This is a genomic window from Desulfomicrobium salsuginis, from assembly GCF_054657795.1.
The window spans coordinates 1,247,643-1,268,186 of record NZ_BAAHYA010000001.1; the positions used below are offsets into that span (position 1 = coordinate 1,247,643).

A 20,544-nucleotide genomic window follows, 5' to 3' on the forward strand; every position below is an offset into this window, starting at 1 on the left:
GGAAGTTATGATCACCACATCCAAGCTGTCCTACTCCTTTGGCAAGCAGCTGGCCCTGAAGGACGTCAATTTCTGCATGAAACAGGGGGAGTTCGTTTTCCTGTGCGGGCCCTCGGGCGCGGGCAAGACGACGTTCATGCGCATCCTGCACGGAGCCCTGCCCGTGCAGCGCGGCAAGGTCGACGTGGCCGGGTACGACCTCAACACCCTGCCCGAACGTCGTAAGCACCTGCTGCGTCGCGACGTGAGCGTGGTCTTCCAGGACTTCAAGATCCTGACCAATCAGACGGTCTTCGCCAACGTGGCCCTGCCGCTGAAGGTCCGCGGCATCCCCCGGCACATCATCGACAAGCGTGTGCGTGCGGTCCTCAGAAGCCTCCACCTGGACCACAAGGCCATGTCCCCGTGCGAAGAGCTTTCGGGCGGCGAGCAGCAGCGCGTGGCCGTGGCCCGGGCCGTGGTGGTCAAGCCCAAGCTCCTCCTGGCCGACGAACCCACGGGCAACCTCGATTACGAGCTGTCCATGCGCATGATGGACATATTCCAGCAGTTCCACAAATTCGGCACCTCGATCATGATCGCCACCCACAACCGCGAGATAATGGAGCGCATGTCCGGTGCGCGCATCGTAACCCTGCACGACGGCGTCATGCACGAGGGCTGCGTGGAAACGGGAGGCGGCCTATGAGCGTCTTTTTCCAGCTCCTGGGCCAGGGCGTCCGGGACCTGTTCCGCGCTCCCTGGTCCCTGTGCATGACCATCGCGGCCATCACCCTGGTTTCCTTCCTGGGCGGGGCGTTTCTGATGCTCGTGCACAATCTCGACCTGCAGATCGGCGCCAGGCAAGGCAACGTCCAGTTCCAGGTCTACTGGCAGCCCCAGGCCACGACCGAGGAGGTCCGCGACGTGTGGGCCGGCCTGTCGTCCATGGAGGGCGTAGTCAACGTGCGCACCTTCACGCCGGACCAGGCCCTGGGCGTGCTGGCCGAATCCTTCCAGAACAGCGCGGACATGGAGTGGATGAAGGGCAGAAGCCCCCTGCCGCCCACGGCCCTGGTGGAATGCGAGCTGCCCGCCGAGGACGGCAAGAAGTGGGCCGCGGCCATGGTCGAGCGGCTGCGGGCCCTGCCCAAGGTGGAGAAGGTCTCCTTCAACCCCCTGCAGGTCGACCTGCTGACCTCGTGGGTGGGTCTGACGCGGATGGCCTTCTGGCCGGTGACGGGCTTTCTGCTGGTCGTGGTCGCATTGGTGGTTGGCAACACCATCAAGCTGGCCCTACTGGCCCGGCGGGAGGAACTGGAAATCCTGCGCTTTGTCGGCGCAAGCCGCGCCTACATCCAGTTTCCGCTGCTGGTGGGCGGGGCTTTCCAGGGGTTTCTCGGAGCCGGCCTGGCTCTGGGGCTGCTCAAGCTTCTGCACAACGGCATCGAGGAGATGTTCAACGTCCCGCCACTGTGGATGACCATCTCCTTCCTGCCCTCCATGCATTGCCTGGCCATCGTCGCAACCCTGGCGGCCGTCGGAGTCCTGAGCTCCCTGGTCGCCCTTCGCAATTAGACAATCGAGGACAGTATGAATCGTAGCCATAAGATGACGAAAGGATTGGAAAAGGCCCCCCATCGCTCCCTGCTCTTCGCCCTGGGCATGACCCGCGAGGAGATGAAGCGCCCCCTCATCGGCGTGGTCAACTCGGCCAACGAGATCGTGCCCGGCCACATGCACCTGGACACCCTCGCCCAGGCGGTCAAGGACGGCATCCGCATGGCCGGCGGCACGCCCATGGAGTTCCCGACCATCGGCGTGTGCGACGGTCTGGCCATGAACCACGAAGGCATGAAGATGAGCCTGCCGAGCCGCGAGCTCATCGCCGACTCCATCGAGATATCGGCCACGGCCGTGCCCTTCGACGGTCTGGTCTTCATCCCCAACTGCGACAAGATCGTGCCCGGCATGCTCATGGCCATGCTGCGCCTGAACATCCCGTCCATCATCGTCAGCGGCGGGCCCATGATGCCCGGCAAGTTCGAGGGGAAAACTATTGACCTCATCACGGTCTTCGAGGGCGTGGGCAAGGTCAGAAGCGGCGGCATGACCGAGGAGGACCTGGAGCGCATGGAAGAGTGCGCCTGTCCCGGTTGCGGCTCCTGCGCCGGCATGTTCACGGCCAATTCGATGAACTGCCTGTCCGAGGCCCTGGGCCTGGCCCTGCCCGGCAACGGCACCATCCCGGCCCCGACCAGCGCGCGCATCCGCCTGGCCAAGGAGGCCGGCATGCAGGTCATGTCCCTGGTCGAGCGGAACATCCGCCCCCGCGACATCGTGACCGAGAAGAGCGTGGCCAACGGCGTGACCGTGGACATGGCCCTGGGCTGCTCGACCAACACGGTCCTGCACCTGCCCGCCATCTTCCGCGAGGCCGAACTGGACCTGACGCTGGACATCTTCGACCGCATCAGCCGCAACACCCCCAACCTCTGCCGCCTGTCCCCGGCCGGGCCGCACCACATCGCCGACCTGCACGAGGCCGGCGGCATCCAGGCGGTCATGAACGAACTGGCCGGCAGCGGCCGTATGGAACTGGACGTCATGACCGTGACCGGTCGGACATTGGGTGAAAACCTGGATGCCCTGAAACCGCGCATTTCCCGGCCCGAAGTAGTCCGTACCGTGGCCGAGCCGTATTCCGTGGAAGGCGGCATCGCCATCCTGAAGGGCAACCTGGCCATGGACGGGGCCGTGGTCAAGCAGTCGGCCGTGGCGCCCGAGATGATGCGGCGCACGGGCACGGCCAGAGTCTTCGAGGGCGAGGAGGAGGCAGTGGCCGCCATCCTGGGAGGGACAATCGTGGCCGGCGACGTGGTCGTCATCCGCAACGAGGGCCCCGTGGGCGGCCCCGGCATGCGCGAGATGCTCACGCCCACCTCGGCCATCTCAGGTCTGGGCCTGGGAGGCGAGGTGGCCCTGCTGACCGACGGCCGCTTCAGCGGCGGCACGCGCGGCGCGGCCATCGGGCACATCAGCCCCGAGGCGGCCGAGGGCGGCGTCATCGGCCTGGTCAGGGAGGGGGACCGCATCAGCATCGATATCCCGGCCCGCAAGCTCGAACTCCTCGTGGACGAGGCCGAACTCGAACGGCGCCGTCATGACTGGAAGCCCTATCCCAAGGAAATCACGTCCTCCATCCTGCGCCGTTACAGCCGCATGGCCTCTTCGGCGGCCAAGGGCGCGGTGACGAAGATCTGATGGGTTGGGATGCCCAGACCGCGGCCCGCTATGACCAGTGGGCCAAGAGCCCCTGCGGGAGCTTCGCCCTGCGGCAGGAGGAAAGGCTGCTGCAGGGCGTCATCGCCCACTGGCCCAGACGCAAGCAGAAGCTGCTGGACATCGGCTGCGGCACGGGCACGTTCCTTGAGTTCTTCTGGTCCTGCGGCTTCGACCTGACGGCCATCGACCAGAGCCCGGACATGCTGGCCAGCGCGCGGGAAAAGATCGGGACCAGGGCCGACCTGCACCTGGGCAGCGCGGAGCATCTGCCCTTCGAGGACCGCGAGTTCGACTACGCCTCGCTCATGACCGTGCTCGAATTCGTGGACGATCCCGCCCTCGTCCTGCAGGAGGCTGCGCGCGTGGCCCGCAAGGGCGTCCTCGTCACGTTCCTGAACAAATGGTCGCTCTACGGGTGTTCGGTGCGTCTTGGAAAGCGGCATTCGACCCTGGCCAGGGCGCGCTGGTTCACCTGGCCGGGAATGCGGGCCCTGATTCAGAAGAGCATTTCCCCAGGCGCCATGGAGGCCAGATCCATCCTGCTCGGGCCGTCCTGCACCTGGAACGCTCTGCCCGTCATCAGGCTCTTCAACAGCGTCTCCGTCTTCCCGTGGATGGGTGCGGTCACGGCGGTGCGCATCGACCTGACCGCGCCGCCGGCCCGAACTCCGCTCATGGCCTGGAACACCGAACCCACGGTCTGAGGGAAGGGTTCGCAAACGAAATGGCCGGCCTGCACGCGTGCAGACCGGCCATTTGTTATGGAATTCAGGGGATTATTTCCCGTGAACCAGGGTGCAGACCTCTTCGAGGGCCTTGGCCGGGTTTTCCTGCTGGAAGATGTTGCGGCCGATGCACACGCCGGACACGCCGGAATCCAGGGCCTCGCGCACGTTGCGCAGGAAATGCCGGAAGTCGCCGTTGCGCGGGCCGCCGCCGATGACCACGGGTACGGGGCAGGTGGCCACGGCCCGGGCGAAGCTCGGGTGGCCGCCGCAGGACGGCACCTTGATGACGTCGGCCCCGAGTTCGGCGCCGATGCGGATGCTGTGGGCCACCAGGGTCGGGTCGTTCTCGTTCACGATCTGCCCGCCGCGGGCGTAGATCATGGCCAGAAGGGGCAGGCCCAGCTGGTGTGCCTCCTCCACGCAGGCGCCGAGGTCCGAGAGCATGCGGTCTTCGAGGTCGTTGCCGATGTTGATGTGCATGGAGATTATGTCCGCACCCAGGCGCAGGGCCTCGGGCACGGAGCAGACCAGGGCCTTGTTGTAGGACGGCAGGCCGTGCCGCGTGCCGGCCGAAAGGTGCACGATGAGGGACTGGTCGAGGCGGATCTCCCCGGCCGTGGCCATGACCATGCCCTTGTGCATGATCACGCCCTGCAGGGGCAGGTGCTGCAGGCCGCGCAGGAGGCTGCCGAGGTCCTCCAGGCCCGGGATGTTGCCTTCGGACAGGCCGTGATCCAGGGGCAGGATGATGGTCCTCTTGGATTCGGGGTGGAAGAGCCGCGCAGCCTTGCGCAGGTATCCGATCATGTCGTTCTCCTCATGCGTTAGCGATCCGACCACAGGCACCGATTGCCCTTGACCGTCAGAAACCCCAGGGGCAGGCTCCGGTAATAGAAGGCCCTGCGCCGGGCATCGCCTTTCCAGGCCAGACTCTGACCGGAGAGCAGGGCGGCGATGTCCCGCACGTTTTCCAGCACCAGGCTGTTTTCGTCGGGCACGGGCGGGACGAACATGCGCAGCGTGGCGTCGGCCAGGACGGAATCCCCGGCCGTCTTGCCCACGGCGAAACCCTGCCAGCGGAGTTCGCCGGGCAGCTTTCTCGCCTGTTCGAAAATGAGGTAGACGCGGCCGCCGACGCAAAGGAAACTGTGCTCCGGCAGCCAGCTCGTGTCCAGCCCGGTGCGCGCGAAAAAGTGCTGTCTCGTGATCGTGTCGCCCGGAAGCTCCCGCCCTTCGGACCTCTCCACATCCCCTTGCGTGCCAGGTTTGGTCAGGCCGGCCAGGAAGAAGCCCTGGGCCGCGCTGCCCTCCCCGTCCACGAGCAGGCAGCCCGGCAGGGACGGGGCGAAGCTGAAGGACTCAAATTCGGGCAGAGGAGACGGCGCGAGCCCCAGATGTTCCATGGCGAAGCGGATCTGGTCCTCGTTCTCGCGGACGTTGGTGGTGCAGGTCGAGTAGAGGAGCCGTCCGCCCGGGGCCAGCAGCTCGGCCGCCTTGGTCAGCAGTTCGCGCTGGAGTTCCTCCAGGGGCGCGGTCTTTTCCCCGGCCCACATCTGGGCGGCCTTTGGGTTTTTTTCGACCGTGCCCCAGCCGCTGCACGGCGCGTCGAGGAGAATGAGGGGCCAGGAGCCCGCAGCGAGCGGCAGGTTCTGCGCCTCGTATTTGCAGGTGGCCACGTTCAGGCAGCCCAGGTGGCGCATGTTCACGCGCAGGGTGGCCAGGCGGTCGGGGCTGGGCTCGTTGGCCAGGACGAGGCCGGTCGGGCCTACCATGCGGGACAGGATGCCGGTCTTGCTGCCGGGGCTCGCGCACATGTCCAGGACCCGGTCGCCGGGGCGGGGCGCCAGGGCCAGGGGCGGCAACATGGAGGATTTGTCCTGGATGTAGATGTAGCCGAAGCGCGCCGCGATGCTGCGGCCCAGGGGCATGGGCTCGGCGGTCAGGGTCCGGGCCAGGGAAAAGAACGGCTCGGGTTCGAAGCCGAACCCTTCGGCCCGAAGCAGGGCTTCGACATCCGGGATCTGATCATCGGCGCACGCCAGACGGAAGGAGCGGGTGGTGTTTTTCATAGGGGTTGTGCCTGGGCCATTTGACAAGAGCCCGTGTAGCCATCAAGAAAGGGCCTGTCAAAGCGGAGGGCCCATGCAACCGGTCAGGACGGCGGTTCAGATTGTGGAGGTCGGGGCGGAGGAGAACGGCCGCAAGCTCACGACCTTTCTGCAGGCGCGGCTGGGGCATCTCCCGGCCGGTCTCGTCATGCGCCTGGTGCGCACCGGCCAGGTGCGCATCGACGGCCGCCGCTGCAAGCCCTTCGACCGGGTGGCCGCGGGGCAGAAGGTGCGTATCCCTCCCGTGACCGTAGAGTTGCGCCAGGAGTCGTGTCCGGCCTGCACGGACCTCGACATCGTGCACGAGGACGCGGACATGCTCGTGGTCAACAAACCATCAAACCTGCCGGTCCACGCCGGCACGGGCTGGACGGACTCGGTCCACGACCGGCTACGGGTCCGCTTCGCCGGCCAGGCCTTCACGCCGGTTCCCGTCCACCGCCTGGACCGCGACACCTCGGGGCTTCTGCTCTGCGCCAAGACCCATGATTTCCTGCGCGCCATGCACGAGGCCTGGCCCTGCGCGACCAAGGCCTACCTGTGCTGGGTCGAAGGCGTTTGGCCGGCCCGGGGCTGGACGACCGTCGTCTCGGACCTGGCCAAGGCCGAAACCGGCAGAGGCGAGAAAGTCGTTTCGGGGCAGGGGCGGCGGGCCGTGTCCCATGTCCATCCCATCAGCCTCGCCGCGGGCCGCAGTCTCGTGCTGGTCGTGCTCGGCACCGGCCGCACCCACCAGATCAGGGTGCATCTGTCCGACCAGGGGCACGCCATCGTCGGCGACCCCAAATACGGCCGGGGCGGGGGGCTCATGCTCCATGCCGCCTTTCTGTCCTGGCCGGGACACGCCTATTTCGTCCTTCCGCCCTGGACCGGGGATTTGCAGGTTCCCCCTGCCCTGGCCGGAACCATCAACGACATCGTCACCACCGCTCCCGCCAAGGAGGGGGCTTCATGAACGAACGCCAATCAAACGCCCTGTACTGGGGCTTAAGTCTCGCCGTCATCGCCCTGACCACCTGGGCCAGGTACTGGTTCGTAGCCTCTGGGCAGCTGGGCCTCTCGCCCGACGAGGCCCAATACTGGGACTGGAGCCGGAGTCTGCAGTGGTCCTATTACTCCAAGGGGCCGCTCATCGCAGTCATCAACGCCCTGGGTTCTTTTTTTCTCGGCGTCACGGAACTGGGCGTTCGCGCCGGGGCCGTGGTCGGCGCGGCCCTCATGCAGCTGGCCGTGCTGGGCTGGATCGGGATCTGGCTGCGGCGCATCCGGACGGCCTTCTGGACCCTCGTGGTGCTGAACACGACCTTGCTGTTCATGGCCGGGGGGCTCCTCATGACCACGGACAACCCGCTGCTGGTCTGCTGGATTCTGGGCATGATCGCCTTGAGTCTGGCTGTGGACAAGGGCAGCCTGCCCCTTTTCGTCCTCATGGGGATTTTCCTGGCCCTGGGCATCGCGGCCAAGTACACCATGCTGCTCTTCATCCCATTGGCCCTGGCGGCGTCCTTCTGGATCGGCCGGGGGCAGGACATGCCCGCCCTGTTCTGGCCGAGGCTGTGGAAGACCCTCGGCATCGGCGGCGCGGCCGGTCTGCTGCCCATCCTGATCTGGAACGCCACCAACGATTGGGCCGGGATCAAGCACGTCCTCTACCGGGGAGCCATGGCCGGGGAAAAGGCCAAGGTCTTTTTCGCGCTGAAGAATTTTCCCGAATATCTGGGCAGCCAGCTGGGCGTGGTCACGCCGTGGTGGTTCGTCTTCATCTTCATCGGGGCGTGGCTGGTCGGCCGGCAGCTCCTGCGGCGGCAGGCCGAGCCGGTTTTCCCCTGGCTGCCGCGGCCCATGGCCATCATCCTGACGGTCTTCTTCTGGCCCGTATGGCTCTTTTTCCTGCTCTGGAGCCTGCACGCCAAGGTCGAGGCCAACTGGTCGGCCACGGCCTATCCGGCGGGCATCCTGCTGGCGGCCATGGCCCTGGAGCGCTTCGTCCACCGCGAGCCGCGGCCCAGGTGGCGTTTCGCCTGGCCCGTGCTGGGCATCGTTGTCTTTGCCGTCCTTCATCTGCAGGCGTTCATTCCTTTCGACGGGGAGAAGAACCCCGTGCACCGGCTGCGTGGCTGGCAGGAACTGGGCCAGAAGGTCGACGAGGCGCGGCAGGAGCTGGGCGGGTCCGATACGGTCTTTGTTTTTGCCGACGAGTACGGGGTCACGGCGGAACTGTCCTTCTACGTGCCTGGCCAGCGGCGGGCCTATTGCCTGGCCGGCGGCCGCAAGATGAATCAGTACGACTTCTGGCCGGCTCCTGATGCGTCCGCGCAGAATGCGGTCTTCGTGGTCAAGGGGGAAAAGGGGGAAGTTTCGGAGCGGGTCCTCGAACTTTTCGAGAGCGTGGACGAACCCAGGACCGTGACCACCGCCCAGGGCCGCCGCCTCGGCCAGACCTTCACGCTTTTCCTGTGCCGGGGCTACAAGGGCGTCTGGCCGGCCCAGGAGGGCGCGAGCTTCTAGACCGGGCAGCGTCCGGGATTTCGGGCCAGATAGGCCTCGGTCGCCAGGAAATCATCCTTCGTATGCGGTTCGAAGGTGATGGTGACCGGGGCCTTTCGTTTTGCCAGGAAATCCCAGAGCCTGTCCCAAGGTATGGCGCCCTGGCCCAGGCCCAGATGCTGGTCCGCGCTGCCGTCGTTGTCGTGCAGGTGCAGGTGCAGAGGGAACGGGTCAAGGGCCGTCAGCCACTCGTCCAGGTTGCCGCGCTCGCCGCCGCGGGCGAAGCTGTGCCAGTGCCCGAGGTCCAGGCAGGCTCCGGCCCGGCCTCCAAGCTCGGTCAGGGCGCGGACATGGCGCTGCGGCGCCTGTTCGAACACGTTCTCCAGGAAAAGGGGTGCGCAGGCATGGTCCAGGACCGTCCGCCAGGTGGCCAGGGAGTTTTCCAGCCACTGCTCCTGGAACGCGGCGTAGGTCAGGTGGTTGTAGTCCAGGTGGGCGATGAGATGGGCGGGCTCGTAGACCCGCGCCGCATCGAGCGCCTGCAGCAGGCGCTCGGTGGCGGCCCGCCGCACCAGCGGGTCGAGGCTGCCCGGATGCAGGTCGAAGAAGGGCAGGTGCACGGCGCAGGCCAGGCCGGCGTCATGAAAGATGCGGGCGTTTTCCGCATGGCGCTGCGGGCTTGTGGAATCCAGGGCGCGGGCGTCGAAGCCGAGTTCGGGGTTCACGCGCCGCGAGAGGAAGAGTTCGAAGTGTTCGGGGTGTTCGTCCAGGTAGCGCAGGGGCAGGTTGACAAAGGCCATGCTCAGGAAGCTCCCTCTTCGCGGGAGATGACCCAGGCGTCGAAGGCGCCGGGCAGGAAGAGGAAGGTACGGGTCTGTCCGCCTGCCGGCCGCAGAACCGCTTCGACGCCCTCCTTCGTGACGCGCACGGAGGGCTCGGCGCGGAAGGGGTTCGGTTTCCCGCGCTCTTTGTCCAGGGCCGCGGCGATGGCATCGCGCCCCTGGTCCCTGCCGCGGCTGGCCGTGCGGTCGTAGGCCTGGATCAGGGTTTTCAGGTCCCCACGGTCCCAGGCCTCGGCGCATTGGCGCAGGCGCTCGCGGATCTCGCTGCCGGCCAGAGTGGCGTAATCCTGCCGCGGGCCCAGATTCCGGGGCACCCACTCCTCGCCGACGATCTTCCACAGCTCGACCTTGCGCATCCAGTACAGGCGCCGCCAGCCCTCCTCGCCCTGGGGATAGGTGCGCTCGGCAAAGGCCGAGACCATGTAGCCCGGCCCCTCCAGCACCTGCAGGTCCTGCATGCGGATGTCGACCCAGGGGGAGCGGGAGAATTCCTGCAGGGTTTTGCGCTTGAACTGCTCGAAGTTCATGCCCGAGGACTTTTCGAAGCGTTCGGGGTCGTAGATCTCGAAAAACGCGCCTTCGCGCCGTTCCCTGGCCTTGACCCAGCCCTTGGTGCCCATGACGATCTCTGGCGGCGGGCCGAATCTGGCCGTCTCGCCCCACTTCACCCCGTCGGCGATGACCACGGGGCTGGCCTGGATGCGTACGTGCCGGTCCAGCCGGTCCACGACGTCGTTTTCCAGGACAACGCACCCGAGGGTCTGGCGCGGGCCGAAGGTGCGGCCCCGGCCGTGGATCATGATCCCGTCGCCTGTCTTGCCGAGGACCCGGTCCGCGGGGTTGGGGTAGTTGAGGGGGTAGGCGGTGTTGCCGAAGCGGTCGAAATCGAGCCCGCCGGTGGCCTTGCCCTGCAGGAAGTAGACGCCTTCGGGCGTCTTGCGGTCGCCCTCGAGGAGCTTGCCGCCGCCGCGCATGCCCGTGGTGCAGGACATGCTTTGCAGCGTGCGCAGGGCTCCGTCCTGGCTGCGCAGCAGAAAGGCGCGCTGGCGGCCCATGTCCACGGCCATGAACTGCGGCGGCAGGTTCGTGCGCGGGGCGAGGGTCGGCACCCAGCCTTCGGCGAAGGCACAGGAGGCGGCCAGTGCGAGGACCAGGACCGGGAGCTGAAGGAAGCGGGTGACCATGGCAGGAAAAAGGGAGGCCGGAGCCTCCCTAGAGTTTCGCGGTCTCGACGAGGTCCCGGCGGGTGAAGATGGTCTGCAGCTGGAACCCGGCCTTCTCGATGTTCTCCCGGCCGCCCTGTTCGCGGTCCAGGACGCCCATGATGGCCACGATATTGAGGCCCTGCTCGCGCACGCGGTCCACGGCCTTCAGGAGCGTCCCACCGGTGGTGATGACGTCCTCCAGCAGGCAGACGTTCATGCCCGGCGTGAAGTTCTTGAGGCCTTCCAGGTACTGGTTTGTGCCGTGCCCCTTGGGCTGCTTGCGGATGATGAACCCGGGCAGGGGGTAGCCTTCCAGGTGCGAGACCACGGTCACGGCCGAGACCAGCGGGTCGGCGCCCAGAGTCATGCCGCCCACGCCCTGGACGCCGCCCTTGGCGCGGATCATGTCCAGGAAGAACTTGCCGATGAGCCACGCGCCCTCGGGGTGCAGGGCCGTGTGCTTGCAGTCGAAGTAGTAGTCGCTCTTCTGGCCCGAGGTCAGGGTGAAGTCGCCCTCGAGGTAGGACTTCTCGATGAGCAGGCGGGCCAGACGTTTTTTCAGTTCAAGCATGGTGTATCACCTATTTGAAGACGCGGTCGAACACGGTCTGTTCGTGCCGCAGATAGTAGTTCAGATCAAAGGCCTGGTCCAGGCGCGCGGCGTCGAGGCGCGAGGTGATGCCGGCGTCGGCCCGCACGGCCTCCTCGAAGGAGGTCCGATCCTGCCAGCAGCGCATGGCCACGGCCTGCACCATCTCGTAAGCCTTCTGGCGTTCCAGGCCCGTTTCCACCAGGGCCAGGAGCACGCGCTGGGAGAAGAACAGGCCGTAGGAGCCCATGAGGTTGCGCTGCATGTTCTCGGGGATGATGCGCAGGTTGGCCAGAACTCCGTTCAGGCGGTTCAACATATAGTTCACCATGATGGTCGAGTCGGGCATGATGACGCGTTCCACCGACGAGTGGCTGATGTCGCGCTCGTGCCACAGGGCCATGTTCTCCATGGCGGCCAGGGCGTTGGTGCGCACCAGGCGTGAGAGGCCCGTCAGGTTCTCGGCCGAGATGGGGTTCTTCTTGTGCGGCATGGCCGAGGAGCCTTTCTGGCCCTTGCCGAAGCCTTCCTCCACCTCGAGCACCTCGGTGCGCTGCAGGTGTCGCAGTTCCACGCACAGGCGCTCGACGCCGCCGGCGATGAGCGCCAGGGCCGTGAAGTACTGGGCGTATCGGTCGCGCTGGATGACCTGGGTCGAGATGGGGTCCACGTTCAGGCCCAGGATGTCCAGGGCGCGCTTTTCGAGCTCGGGCTCCAGCTGGGCGTAGGTGCCCACGGCGCCGGAAATCTTGCCGTAGCGGATGTTCTCCAGGGCGTCCTCCCAGCGCTGCCTGTGGCGCTGGAACTCGGCGTGGTACACGGCCATCTTCAGGCCGAAGCTGGTGGGCTCGGCGTGGATGCCGTGGGTGCGGCCCATGCACAGTTGTCCCTTGTGGGTCTCGGCCATCTTCGCGATGGTGCCCAGGAGCCGGTCCAGGTCGGCCAGGATGATCCGGCCGGCGCGGGTCAGGAGCACGGCGTTGGCCGTGTCCACGATGTCCGAGGACGTGCAGCCGAGGTGGATGTAGCGAGACGACGGCCCGACCTTCTCCTCCACGGCCGTGAGGAAGGCGATGACGTCGTGCTTGGTCGTCTCCTCCAGTTCCAGGATGCGGTCCAGCTCGAAGTCGGCCTTCTCGCGGATGACGGCCATGTCTTCGGCCGGGATGACGCCCATGGCGGTCCAGCCTTCGCAGATGGCCAGCTCGACTTCGAGCCAGACCCGGAACTTGCGTTCCAGAGTCCAGATCTCGCCCATTTCCTTGCGTGTATAGCGATCGATCATGATGGTGGGGTGTGGTTGATGTGCGGGCCGCGGTGTTTCCGGGGCCGAAAATGAAAAAGGCAGCCTAAGCTGCCTTGGTCAGGACGCCGAAGAGGATGTGTCCGCGGATGTGGAGGACGAGGAGCTTTTGCTCCCGTTCCCGCCGGACTCCTTGCTGTATCCGGACGCGTACCAGCCGCCTCCCTTCAGGACGAAGGAGGTGTTGGAGATAAGCCTCTGGGCTGTGCCACCGCAGACCGGGCAGACTTTTTCCCTGTCCTGGAAATCCTTCTGCCATTCCTCGAAAATCTGGCGACAGTCTTCACAGCAGTATTCGTAGATGGGCATGGTTACCTCCTCAAAGACGACAGAGCCTACTTCTTGGCAGCAGCGGCCTTGGCTTCCTTGATGCGTTCCTTGATGCGCTCGGCGCGACGCTTGCGGCGGCGGGCGATCTCTTTCATGCGTTCGATTTTCTTGTGGGCCATTATGCAATCCTCCAATGGGGTGAAATTTCTTCTGGCGCGAAGCAAGGGCACATATAATAGCCTTGCCGCGTTTGTCCAGCCTCTTTCGAGCCCGATTTCACGGTTCAGACCGGCTGCAGCGCGTACTCCCGCGACCCGAGGCCGAGGCTCTGGGCGTACTCGAGCAGGTACTGCCCGCGCACGTGGTCGTGGATGGCCATGAACTTGTCTTCGCCAGGCGCGATGCCGGCCGGCAGGGCGCTGGGGTGCAGGGGCTGGGCCTGGTTGACCAGGTCCAGGCAGGCCTGGTCCAGGGCCACAGGGTCCCACGATCCCAGCAGGCCCAGGTCCGGGCAGACGGGCGCGTCGGAAAAACCCATGCAGTCGCAGCCCGGGCTGACCTGCTGGATGAAGCTCAGGTGAAAGGTCCTGCGCGGGCGGGAGAGCAGGGCCGCGGCGGCATATTCGGCCATGCGCTCCAGGAACGTGTTCACGTCCACCCGCCAGTCCACTCCCAGGCCACCCGTGCGGCAGACCAGGAAGCAGGCCGCGCACCCCGCGCATTTGTCGCGGTCGATTGAGATCCTGCCGCTCGGGTCCAGGGCGAGGGCGCCGTGGCTGCAGACCTCCACGCACTGGCCGCAGCCCGTGCAGTGGTCGGGCTTGACCGAGGGGCCCAGGCCGCAGTGCTGCTGCATCTTGCCCCTGCGAGTGGCGCAGCCCATGCCCACGTTCTTGATGGCCCCGCCGAAACCGGCCAGTTCGTGGCCCTTGAAATGGCTGACCGTGACCAGCATGTCCGCGTCCACGATGTCGCCGCCCAGGTAGGCCGCGTCGAAATGCCTGCCCGGGCAGGGCACGGTTCGTTCGTTGCCGCTTTTCAGCCCGTCGGCAATGACGACGGGCGCGCCGAGCACGTTGGGGTCGAAGCCGTGGGCCGCGGCCTGCAGGCAGTGGGACACGGACTCGCCGCGTTGGCCCACGTAGAGGGTATTGGTGTCCGTCAGGAATGGCTTGGCCCCGCACTTGCGGATGAAGGCCAGCAGGGGGGCGAGCTGCAGGGGCCGGACATGGCCCGTGCCCCCGCCTTCGCCGAAGTGCAGCTTGACGGCCGTCAGGTCCCCGGAACGCAACTCCGCTCCCAGGCCGGCGAGCTTGAGCATGCGCTTGACCTTGGCTTCAAAGGGCGCCTTGCGCGAGGCGCGCAGGTTCCAGAAATAGACGGCCTCGGCCATGGCTTACCTCGACGGGATGGGTTCCTGGGCTTCGGTCAGCAGGAAACGCCCTTCCAGGATCCAGCGTTTGAGCTCCTCGGCCACCTCCAGGGACAGGGTGTAGCTGGTCAGGGGCGTGGTCGGCACGTCCTTGCCCTCAACGCTGATGACGCCGCCCCTCAGTTCGGCGAAGGTGACGTGCCCGTACTTGGAGGGGTAGCCGTTGGGGTAGTCCTCGCCGTAGTCGACCACGGGCACCTGGATGTCCTCGTCGGCCACGCCCGTGAACCAGGCCATCTCCTCGTCCAGGATGGGGATGGGGATGCCCATGCCCACGGCCAGGGAGCAGCCGTAGCCGACAATGCTCACGCCGCGCAGGTAGCGGGCGTTCATGCCCTTGAGGTCGCCCTTGACCATGAGGGTGCCCGAGGCGCTCATGGGGACGCCGCGCTCGTTGCGCTTGGGCTCGGCCACGTGCTGGGTGCCCTCGCCGATGACGTAGCCGATGCCGCCGCCCAGGAAGATGCGCGTACCCAGGCCGATGGTCCGGAAATACGGGTCGTTCAGCAGCGGGCTCAGCTCTCCGGCTGTGGCGTAGTTGGCATTGCCGAGATTGGACTTGAGGGGGCCCATGTAGGTGTATTTGAGCTTGCCCGTGCGGTTGATTGCGCAGTTGTAGTTCTGGTAGCAGTTGCGCGGGTTGAGCAGGATGGCGTTGCGCAGTTCGGCCAGGGAGACCTTCTTTTCGATGGCCTTGCGCGGGTAGCAGTCCGTGCCGTAGGCCTCGGCCTTGAGGTGCACGCGCTTGCCCTTGACCAGGTCCTCGATGACGTGGCCGCCGCCGTACTTGAACTGTCCGGGGTAGACCTTGTTCAGCGGGTCCTCTTCGGTGGGTTCGGTAGCGCCGATGTAGGAGTCCACGGCCGCCATGCCGGCATAGCAGGGCACGCCGTTGAGCCAGACCTTGGACGTCTTGATGGTTGGGGGCTGCTGGCCGATATTGAACAGCAGGCCGGACGAGCACATGGGCGAGAAGGTTCCGGTAGTGACGACATCGACCTTGCGGGCGGCCTTGACCTTGCCTTCCTTGCGAACTAGGCTTGTCATTTCGCTGGCGTTGAGGACGACGGCTTTTCCTTGCCGGATCTTCTCGTTGATCTCGGCGATGGTTCTGACTGTGTGCTGGGCGCTCATGCTTGTCCTCCGAAGATGATATCGGGCCGATGCCGGTCCGCAGGGCGTGACTGTGCCCGATTTGCACGCCGGAGTAAACCGGCCGCCATGGCGGATCGAAGATAATTGGGAGCTGAATTGAGCAGGGATCAGGTCGATGCGGCCCTGGAACGGGCTTTTTCCTCCGAAGAGCTGGGCAGGTGGCGCTCGTCTCTGGGCATGAGCGTGGAGGATGGCGTTCTCACGGTGCGCTTCCCGCACATGTATTTCGCCGATTGGTTCGCGAGCCACGCCCGGGAGCGGTTCGAGGCCGCGCTGAAAGGCACGGGCCTGGCCCTGGCCTACGAGTGCCGCGACGGCAGCCGCTCCCGCATCGTGCGCGAGGCGCGGCCGGCCTCCGAGGAGCTGCCCTTCGGGTCGGAGTTCATTTTCGACAACTTTCTGGTCAACACCAAGAACTACTTCCCTCTGGCTTCGGCCCAGGAGGTGGCCCAGAGCAGCCACGCGCCCTACAACCCCTTCGTGCTCTGCGGCGAGAGCGGGTCGGGCAAGTCCTTCCTGCTGCGCGCCATCGCCAATGCCAAAAGCGAGAACGGCCGGGACGGGATTCACGTGGCCGGCGTCAACGACCTGCACGAACTCTTTTCCTCCAGGTCTGACGCTCGCAAGTATTTGATATCCATGAATTTTCTGGCCGTTGACGACTTGCAGGAGATCGAGCGCTACCCGTATCTGCAGGGGGAGCTGCTGGCGCTGTTCGACCATTTTCACCTGCACCGCAAGCAGATGGTCTTCGCGTGTTCCGGCAAGGTGGCCGGGCTCTCGTTTTTGACGACCAAGCTCAAGTCAAGGCTTGAGTGGGGGCTGACCGTGACCCTCAAGATTCCGGACTTGGACATCCGCACCCAGTACGTCCAGTCCCGCTGCCGGGAGCGCCGCCTGGATCTGCCCAAGGACCGCATCCTCCTCCTGGCCCAGCGCTTTCCGGATCTGCGCAACCTCGAAGGCTGCCTGCTCAAGCTCTGGGCGTACCGCGAGCTGGTGCACGACCATATTTCCGACGAGGAGTTCGACAACATCCTCAACTACCTCGACGACCGTTCCGTGACCTCCCTCAGCGCGGAGCAGATCATCGACGCGGTCTGCGCCCAGTTCGACCTCACCCCCGGTGAAATCCTCTCGGCCGGGCGCAGGCACGAACTCGTCTTCGCCCGTCAGGTGGCCATGTTCCTCTGCCGCAAGCACCTCGGCCTGTCCTTTCCCGAGCTCGGTCGGGCCTTCGGCGGGCGAGACCACTCCACGGCCCTCTACAGTTGCCGGAAAATTCAGCAATTACAGAGGGATGATAAAAGCATAAAATCCATGTTACAGGCCCTGACCGAAAAATGTCTGGCCATGAACGAAAAATCCCCTGCCTGATCAGGACACAAGGAGACGGCGATGTTTTTGAAAGTGCGAAAGGAAGACGTCATCGACGGGCTGCTCAAGGCCTCGAACATCATCCCGTCCAAGACCGGAGCCGCCTATCTGCGCACGGTCTGGCTCAAGGCCGAGGGTGACTCCCTGTCCATCCTGGCCACGGATTCGAGCATCGAGTTCGTGGGCGTCTATCCTGCCGTCATCAGCGACGGCGGCCTGGTTGGCGTGCAGGGCAAGAAGTTCTGCGAACTGATGCGCCGCCTGCCCCCCGGCGAGATCACCATGAAGCTCGACGCGGCCTCCAAGCACCTGCACGTCGAGCAGGGCCGGCGCAAATACAAGCTGCCGGCCAACGAGTCCTCCTGGTTCCAGGATTTCAACCCGTTCCCGGCCGAGAACGCCGTGTTGTGGTCCGGCGACTTCTTCAAGGAGATCATCGACCGCATCGCCTTCTGCATTGCCGACGACGAGGACCTGACGAGCATGAACTGCATCAAGTTCGCGCCCGTGGAAGGCGACGACGTGGAGATCTGCGGCCTGAACGGCCACCAGTTCGGCCTGCTGCGCTTCACCAACGCCGACATCCGGGGCCTGCTGGGCCAGGACGGTTTCCTCATCTCCAAGAAGTATCTGCTGGAAATCCGCAAGTGGCTGACCAACGACGAGATCGAGATCAGCCTCTCGGACAAGCGCCTCTTCCTGCGCACGGGCAACCGCAAGGAGGCCTTCAGCCTGCCGCTCAAGGCCTACGTGTTCGCCGACTACCGCAATTTCATCAACCAGTACAAGGACCGCTTCGCCTCCAGCCTCACGGTGGACCGGCACGAGCTGACCGACGCCCTGGACCGCATCTTCGTCTTCAACACCGAGGCCAACAAGGCCACGTTCTTCGACTTCGGCCCCGAAGAGCTGTCCCTCTACTGCCAGGGCCAGGACATCGGCGAAGGCACGGAGCTCATCGGCTGCCAGTACCAGGGCGAGCTGGCCAAGATCGCCCTGCCGACCAAGGTCATCCTGGAGATTCTGGGCCACTTCGTGTCCGACTCCCTGACCTTCTCCTTCGTCGGCCCCTCGGAGCCCTGCCGCATCACGGGCAAGGACGACGCCAACTACATGATCATCACCATGCCCGTGGAGATCACGGAAGACACGTATTACAGCGAAGAGGAACTCTAAAACTATGCTAAAAATGCAAGATGTCCGTGTGCGGGTTGAGGAGTTCACTAAATACACGTTTACTGTATCTTGCGAGCCGAATGTCCCTTTAATGGGTAAGATGCCATCAGTTTTGACAATTGAAAAATGTTCCTCTGTGGTTAAAGAGGGTTTTCTTTATTCTTCTGATTTAAAAGATATAAATTAATACTATGACAAAAACATCCACCTATACCGCGGACAACATCACCGTCCTCGAAGGCCTGTCCGCCGTCCGCATGCGGCCGGCCATGTACATCGGCTCGACCAACATCAACGGCCTGCATCACCTCGTCTACGAGGTCATCGACAACTCCATCGATGAGGCCATGGCCGGGTACTGCGACCACATCAAGATCACCGTGCACATGGACAACTCCGTGAGCATCGTCGACAACGGCCGCGGCATTCCCGTGGACATGCACCCCAAGGAGAAGAAGCCGGCCCTGGAAGTCGTCATGACCGTGCTGCACGCCGGCGGCAAGTTCGACAACGACACCTACAAGGTGTCGGGCGGTCTGCATGGCGTGGGCGTGTCCGTGGTCAACGCCCTGTCCGAGTACCTGGAGGTCACGGTCAGCCGCGGCGGCCAGCGCCATTATCAGCGTTACGTGCGCGGCGTGCCCCAGGCGCCCCTGGTCGTGGTCGGCGAGACCGACAAGACCGGCACATTGGTGCGCTTCCGGCCCGACGAGGAGATCTTCGAGGAGCTCGACTTCCAGTACGACGTGCTGGCCAAGCGTTTCGAGGAGCTCGCCTATCTCAATCCCGGCATCAAGATCGAGTTCTTCGACGAGAAGTCCCAGAACCGCGACGTGTTCAAATACGAAGGCGGCCTGCCGCTCTTCGTCAAGAACAAGAACCTGGACAACGGCATCCACCGCATCGTCAGCGGCTCCGGGGAGATGGAGGGCGTGAGCATCGACTTCGCCCTGCAGTACACGGCCGGGTACAAGGAGAACGTGTACACCTTCGCCAACAACATCCGCACCCGCGAAGGCGGCACCCACCTACAGGGCTTCAAGACGGCCCTGACCCGCGCCATCAACACTTACATCCAGAACAGCGCCGACCTGCCCAAGAAGCTCAAGCAGAAGGTCTCGGGCGACGACGTGCGCGAGGGCCTGACGGCCATCATCAGCGTCAAGATCCCCAACCCGCAGTTCGAGGGCCAGACCAAGACCAAGCTCGGCAACTCCGAGGTGGCCGGCTATGTGGCGACCATCGTCTACGAGAAATTGAACGAATTCTTCGGCGAGAACCCCAAGGACGTGCGCCTGATCATCGAGAAGGTCATCGACGCGGCCCGCGCCCGCGACGCGGCCCGCCGCGCCAAGGATCTGGTCCGCCGCAAGGGCGCCCTGTCCGACAACTCCCTGCCGGGCAAGCTGGCCGACTGCCAGAGCAAGGACCCGGCCGAGAGCGAGGTCTTCATCGTCGAGGGCGACTCGGCCGGCGGCTCGGCCAAGCAGGGCCGCAACCCCAAGTTCCAGGCCATCCTGCCCCTGCGCGGCAAGATCCTGAACGTGGAGAAGACCCGCTTCGACAAGATGCTCCAGAACAAGGAGATCAAGGCCCTGATCACGGCCATGGGCGCCGGCATCGGCGAGGACGACGTGGACCTCGCGCGCCTGCGCTACCACAAGATCATCATCATGACCGACGCCGATGTGGACGGGGCGCACATCCGCACCCTGATCCTGACCTTCTTCTTCCGCCACTACGAGGAGCTCATACGCCAGGGCTACCTCTACATCGCCCAGCCGCCCCTGTACCGCGTGCACAAGGGCTCCTTCGAGCGCTACATCAAGGACGAGGGCGAGATGAGCCAGTTCCTGGTCCAGCGCGTGGCCGAGGAGGTCAGCCTTGCGGTGGAAGGGCGCGAACCCGTGTCCGGCGAGGAGCTGACCACTCTGCTCAACACCGCCCTGGCCCTGCGCGACCTGGCCGAGGACGTTGCCAACATGGGCATCCCCGAGGGTCTGTTCATGCGGGTCGTGAACGCACCGGCCCCCCTCGAACCCGACGCCCTGCGTGAGAGCGGCCCCGACGGGGCCTTTGTCGCGCATATGGCCGGGGGCGGGTACGCCCTGGAGCTGGTCAGCGAGCACGACGAGTCCGGCAACGGCGAGGCCCTGGACAGCGAGGCGCGCCACTACCTGCGCTTCGTCGACACCAATAACCACGTCATCCGCCTGGGCGTGGAGTTTTTCCACTCCAAGCGCTACCGCCGCGCCCTGGAGCTACAGGCCAGAATCCGTGAGGTCTGCCCCGGCGGGACCTGGACCATCCGTCACAAGGATGCGGAATTCGAGGCTGCCGGACCCTTCGACCTGCTGCGCCAGGTTCTGGATCTGGCCCAGAAGGGCGTGAACGTGCAGCGCTACAAGGGTCTGGGCGAGATGAACCCCGAGCAGCTCTGGGGTACGACCATGAACCCCGAGGTCCGAACCTTGCTGCAGGTCCACATCGAGGACGCGGTGGAGGCCGACGAGCTCTTCGGCAAGCTCATGGGCGACAAGGTCGAGCCCCGGCGCGAATTCATCGAACGCAACGCGCTCCTGGTCACGGACCTCGACATCTAGCGCGA

At 65.1% G+C, this 20,544-nt stretch carries 18 protein-coding genes; 9 read left to right on the top strand and 9 right to left on the bottom strand.

The window, feature by feature from the left end:
• The first annotated feature begins 7 nt into the window (after nucleotides 1–7).
• Genes ftsE through ACYQ3G_RS05640 form a run of 4 tightly spaced genes read left to right on the top strand, consistent with a single transcriptional unit; the run spans nucleotide 8 to nucleotide 3,968 of the window.
• Complete coding sequence (gene ftsE, locus ACYQ3G_RS05625; RefSeq protein WP_459823469.1) at nucleotides 8–688, top strand: cell division ATP-binding protein FtsE; 681 nt, start codon at nucleotides 8–10, stop codon at nucleotides 686–688.
• Nucleotides 685–1,557 carry a cell division protein FtsX gene (locus ACYQ3G_RS05630; protein WP_459823472.1) on the top strand — a complete coding sequence of 291 codons (873 nt, stop codon included), beginning with the start codon at nucleotides 685–687 and terminating at the stop codon, nucleotides 1,555–1,557. The genes ftsE and ACYQ3G_RS05630 overlap by 4 nt, the downstream gene beginning before the upstream one ends.
• A 15-nt stretch (nucleotides 1,558–1,572) precedes the next feature.
• Nucleotides 1,573–3,243, top strand: a complete 1,671-nt coding sequence (ilvD, locus tag ACYQ3G_RS05635; RefSeq protein ID WP_459823475.1) for a dihydroxy-acid dehydratase — start codon at nucleotides 1,573–1,575, stop codon at nucleotides 3,241–3,243.
• Complete coding sequence (locus ACYQ3G_RS05640; RefSeq protein ID WP_459823478.1) at nucleotides 3,243–3,968, top strand: class I SAM-dependent methyltransferase; 726 nt, start codon at nucleotides 3,243–3,245, stop codon at nucleotides 3,966–3,968. The genes ilvD and ACYQ3G_RS05640 overlap by 1 nt, the downstream gene beginning before the upstream one ends.
• A gap of 72 nt (nucleotides 3,969–4,040) precedes the next feature.
• Here ACYQ3G_RS05640 and ACYQ3G_RS05645 read toward each other — a convergent pair whose 3' ends face one another.
• Entirely contained in the window at nucleotides 4,041–4,799 is a 759-nt protein-coding gene (locus ACYQ3G_RS05645) for a class I fructose-bisphosphate aldolase (RefSeq protein ID WP_028576359.1), read from the bottom strand.
• Between the two features lie 17 nt (nucleotides 4,800–4,816).
• Complete coding sequence (locus ACYQ3G_RS05650) at nucleotides 4,817–6,061, bottom strand: NOL1/NOP2/SUN domain family protein (RefSeq protein ID WP_459823482.1); 1,245 nt, start codon at nucleotides 6,059–6,061, stop codon at nucleotides 4,817–4,819.
• A gap of 73 nt (nucleotides 6,062–6,134) precedes the next feature.
• Between ACYQ3G_RS05650 and ACYQ3G_RS05655 the strand changes: the two genes are divergently transcribed.
• Together ACYQ3G_RS05655 and ACYQ3G_RS05660 are read left to right on the top strand one after the other, a co-directional pair.
• Nucleotides 6,135–7,055 carry an RluA family pseudouridine synthase gene (locus ACYQ3G_RS05655; protein WP_459823485.1) on the top strand — a complete coding sequence of 307 codons (921 nt, stop codon included), beginning with the start codon at nucleotides 6,135–6,137 and terminating at the stop codon, nucleotides 7,053–7,055.
• Nucleotides 7,052–8,608, top strand: a complete 1,557-nt coding sequence (locus ACYQ3G_RS05660) for an ArnT family glycosyltransferase (RefSeq protein WP_459823488.1) — start codon at nucleotides 7,052–7,054, stop codon at nucleotides 8,606–8,608. The genes ACYQ3G_RS05655 and ACYQ3G_RS05660 overlap by 4 nt, the downstream gene beginning before the upstream one ends.
• Here the strand turns inward: ACYQ3G_RS05660 and ACYQ3G_RS05665 are convergent.
• The 7 genes from ACYQ3G_RS05665 to ACYQ3G_RS05695 form a co-directional block, all read right to left on the bottom strand.
• Nucleotides 8,605–9,387 carry a sugar phosphate isomerase/epimerase family protein gene (locus ACYQ3G_RS05665; protein WP_459823491.1) on the bottom strand — a complete coding sequence of 261 codons (783 nt, stop codon included), beginning with the start codon at nucleotides 9,385–9,387 and terminating at the stop codon, nucleotides 8,605–8,607. The two genes, ACYQ3G_RS05660 and ACYQ3G_RS05665, sit on opposite strands and share 4 nt — an antisense overlap.
• A gap of 2 nt (nucleotides 9,388–9,389) precedes the next feature.
• A complete protein-coding gene (locus tag ACYQ3G_RS05670) occupies nucleotides 9,390–10,613 on the bottom strand; it encodes a L,D-transpeptidase family protein (RefSeq protein ID WP_459823494.1) in 1,224 nt (407 codons plus the stop codon).
• 28 nt (nucleotides 10,614–10,641) lie between these two features.
• Nucleotides 10,642–11,205, bottom strand: a complete 564-nt coding sequence (pyrE, locus tag ACYQ3G_RS05675; RefSeq protein WP_459823497.1) for an orotate phosphoribosyltransferase — start codon at nucleotides 11,203–11,205, stop codon at nucleotides 10,642–10,644.
• A 10-nt stretch (nucleotides 11,206–11,215) separates the two neighbouring features.
• Nucleotides 11,216–12,508 (bottom strand): adenylosuccinate lyase, encoded by a 1,293-nt coding sequence (gene purB / locus ACYQ3G_RS05680; protein WP_459823499.1) that lies wholly within the window; start codon nucleotides 12,506–12,508, stop codon nucleotides 11,216–11,218.
• Nucleotides 12,509–12,586: 78 nt separating this feature from the next.
• On the bottom strand, nucleotides 12,587–12,835 hold the full coding sequence (locus ACYQ3G_RS05685) for an FmdB family zinc ribbon protein (protein WP_028576353.1): 249 nt from the start codon (nucleotides 12,833–12,835) through the stop codon (nucleotides 12,587–12,589).
• Between the two features lie 244 nt (nucleotides 12,836–13,079).
• The gene (locus tag ACYQ3G_RS05690) at nucleotides 13,080–14,189 is read right to left on the bottom strand and encodes a DUF362 domain-containing protein (protein ID WP_459823502.1); all 1,110 of its coding nucleotides are present in this window, start codon (nucleotides 14,187–14,189) and stop codon (nucleotides 13,080–13,082) included.
• A gap of 3 nt (nucleotides 14,190–14,192) precedes the next feature.
• A complete protein-coding gene (locus ACYQ3G_RS05695; protein ID WP_459823505.1) occupies nucleotides 14,193–15,362 on the bottom strand; it encodes a homocysteine biosynthesis protein in 1,170 nt (389 codons plus the stop codon).
• A gap of 117 nt (nucleotides 15,363–15,479) precedes the next feature.
• Between ACYQ3G_RS05695 and ACYQ3G_RS05700 the strand changes: the two genes are divergently transcribed.
• The 3 genes from ACYQ3G_RS05700 to gyrB all read left to right on the top strand — a co-directional run bounded on the left by ACYQ3G_RS05700 (nucleotide 15,480) and on the right by gyrB (nucleotide 20,539).
• Nucleotides 15,480–16,760: a DnaA/Hda family protein gene (locus tag ACYQ3G_RS05700; protein WP_459823508.1), complete on the top strand. Its 1,281-nt coding sequence runs from the start codon at nucleotides 15,480–15,482 to the stop codon at nucleotides 16,758–16,760.
• A gap of 21 nt (nucleotides 16,761–16,781) precedes the next feature.
• The gene (gene dnaN / locus ACYQ3G_RS05705) at nucleotides 16,782–17,936 is read left to right on the top strand and encodes a DNA polymerase III subunit beta (protein WP_459823511.1); all 1,155 of its coding nucleotides are present in this window, start codon (nucleotides 16,782–16,784) and stop codon (nucleotides 17,934–17,936) included.
• 191 nt (nucleotides 17,937–18,127) lie between these two features.
• Nucleotides 18,128–20,539: a DNA topoisomerase (ATP-hydrolyzing) subunit B gene (gene gyrB / locus ACYQ3G_RS05710; protein ID WP_459823513.1), complete on the top strand. Its 2,412-nt coding sequence runs from the start codon at nucleotides 18,128–18,130 to the stop codon at nucleotides 20,537–20,539.
• Nucleotides 20,540–20,544 lie beyond the last annotated feature (5 nt).

What these genes read in the sequence shown, in the direction of transcription:
- ACYQ3G_RS05660 (WP_459823488.1), top strand. Translation starts at nt 7,052, where the DNA reads ATGAACGAACGCCAATCAAACGCCCTGTACTGGGGCTTAAGTCTCGCC.
- ilvD (WP_459823475.1), top strand. Translation starts at nt 1,573, where the DNA reads ATGAATCGTAGCCATAAGATGACGAAAGGATTGGAAAAGGCCCCCCAT.
- ACYQ3G_RS05655 (WP_459823485.1), top strand. Translation starts at nt 6,135, where the DNA reads ATGCAACCGGTCAGGACGGCGGTTCAGATTGTGGAGGTCGGGGCGGAG.
- ACYQ3G_RS05695 (WP_459823505.1), bottom strand. Translation starts at nt 15,362, where the DNA reads ATGAGCGCCCAGCACACAGTCAGAACCATCGCCGAGATCAACGAGAAG.
- ACYQ3G_RS05630 (WP_459823472.1), top strand. Translation starts at nt 685, where the DNA reads ATGAGCGTCTTTTTCCAGCTCCTGGGCCAGGGCGTCCGGGACCTGTTC.
- ACYQ3G_RS05665 (WP_459823491.1), bottom strand. Translation starts at nt 9,387, where the DNA reads ATGGCCTTTGTCAACCTGCCCCTGCGCTACCTGGACGAACACCCCGAA.
- ACYQ3G_RS05650 (WP_459823482.1), bottom strand. Translation starts at nt 6,061, where the DNA reads ATGAAAAACACCACCCGCTCCTTCCGTCTGGCGTGCGCCGATGATCAG.
- ftsE (WP_459823469.1), top strand. Translation starts at nt 8, where the DNA reads ATGATCACCACATCCAAGCTGTCCTACTCCTTTGGCAAGCAGCTGGCC.
- pyrE (WP_459823497.1), bottom strand. Translation starts at nt 11,205, where the DNA reads ATGCTTGAACTGAAAAAACGTCTGGCCCGCCTGCTCATCGAGAAGTCC.
- gyrB (WP_459823513.1), top strand. Translation starts at nt 18,128, where the DNA reads ATGACAAAAACATCCACCTATACCGCGGACAACATCACCGTCCTCGAA.
- dnaN (WP_459823511.1), top strand. Translation starts at nt 16,782, where the DNA reads ATGTTTTTGAAAGTGCGAAAGGAAGACGTCATCGACGGGCTGCTCAAG.
- purB (WP_459823499.1), bottom strand. Translation starts at nt 12,508, where the DNA reads ATGATCGATCGCTATACACGCAAGGAAATGGGCGAGATCTGGACTCTG.
- ACYQ3G_RS05670 (WP_459823494.1), bottom strand. Translation starts at nt 10,613, where the DNA reads ATGGTCACCCGCTTCCTTCAGCTCCCGGTCCTGGTCCTCGCACTGGCC.
- ACYQ3G_RS05685 (WP_028576353.1), bottom strand. Translation starts at nt 12,835, where the DNA reads ATGCCCATCTACGAATACTGCTGTGAAGACTGTCGCCAGATTTTCGAG.
- ACYQ3G_RS05645 (WP_028576359.1), bottom strand. Translation starts at nt 4,799, where the DNA reads ATGATCGGATACCTGCGCAAGGCTGCGCGGCTCTTCCACCCCGAATCC.
- ACYQ3G_RS05640 (WP_459823478.1), top strand. Translation starts at nt 3,243, where the DNA reads ATGGGTTGGGATGCCCAGACCGCGGCCCGCTATGACCAGTGGGCCAAG.
- ACYQ3G_RS05690 (WP_459823502.1), bottom strand. Translation starts at nt 14,189, where the DNA reads ATGGCCGAGGCCGTCTATTTCTGGAACCTGCGCGCCTCGCGCAAGGCG.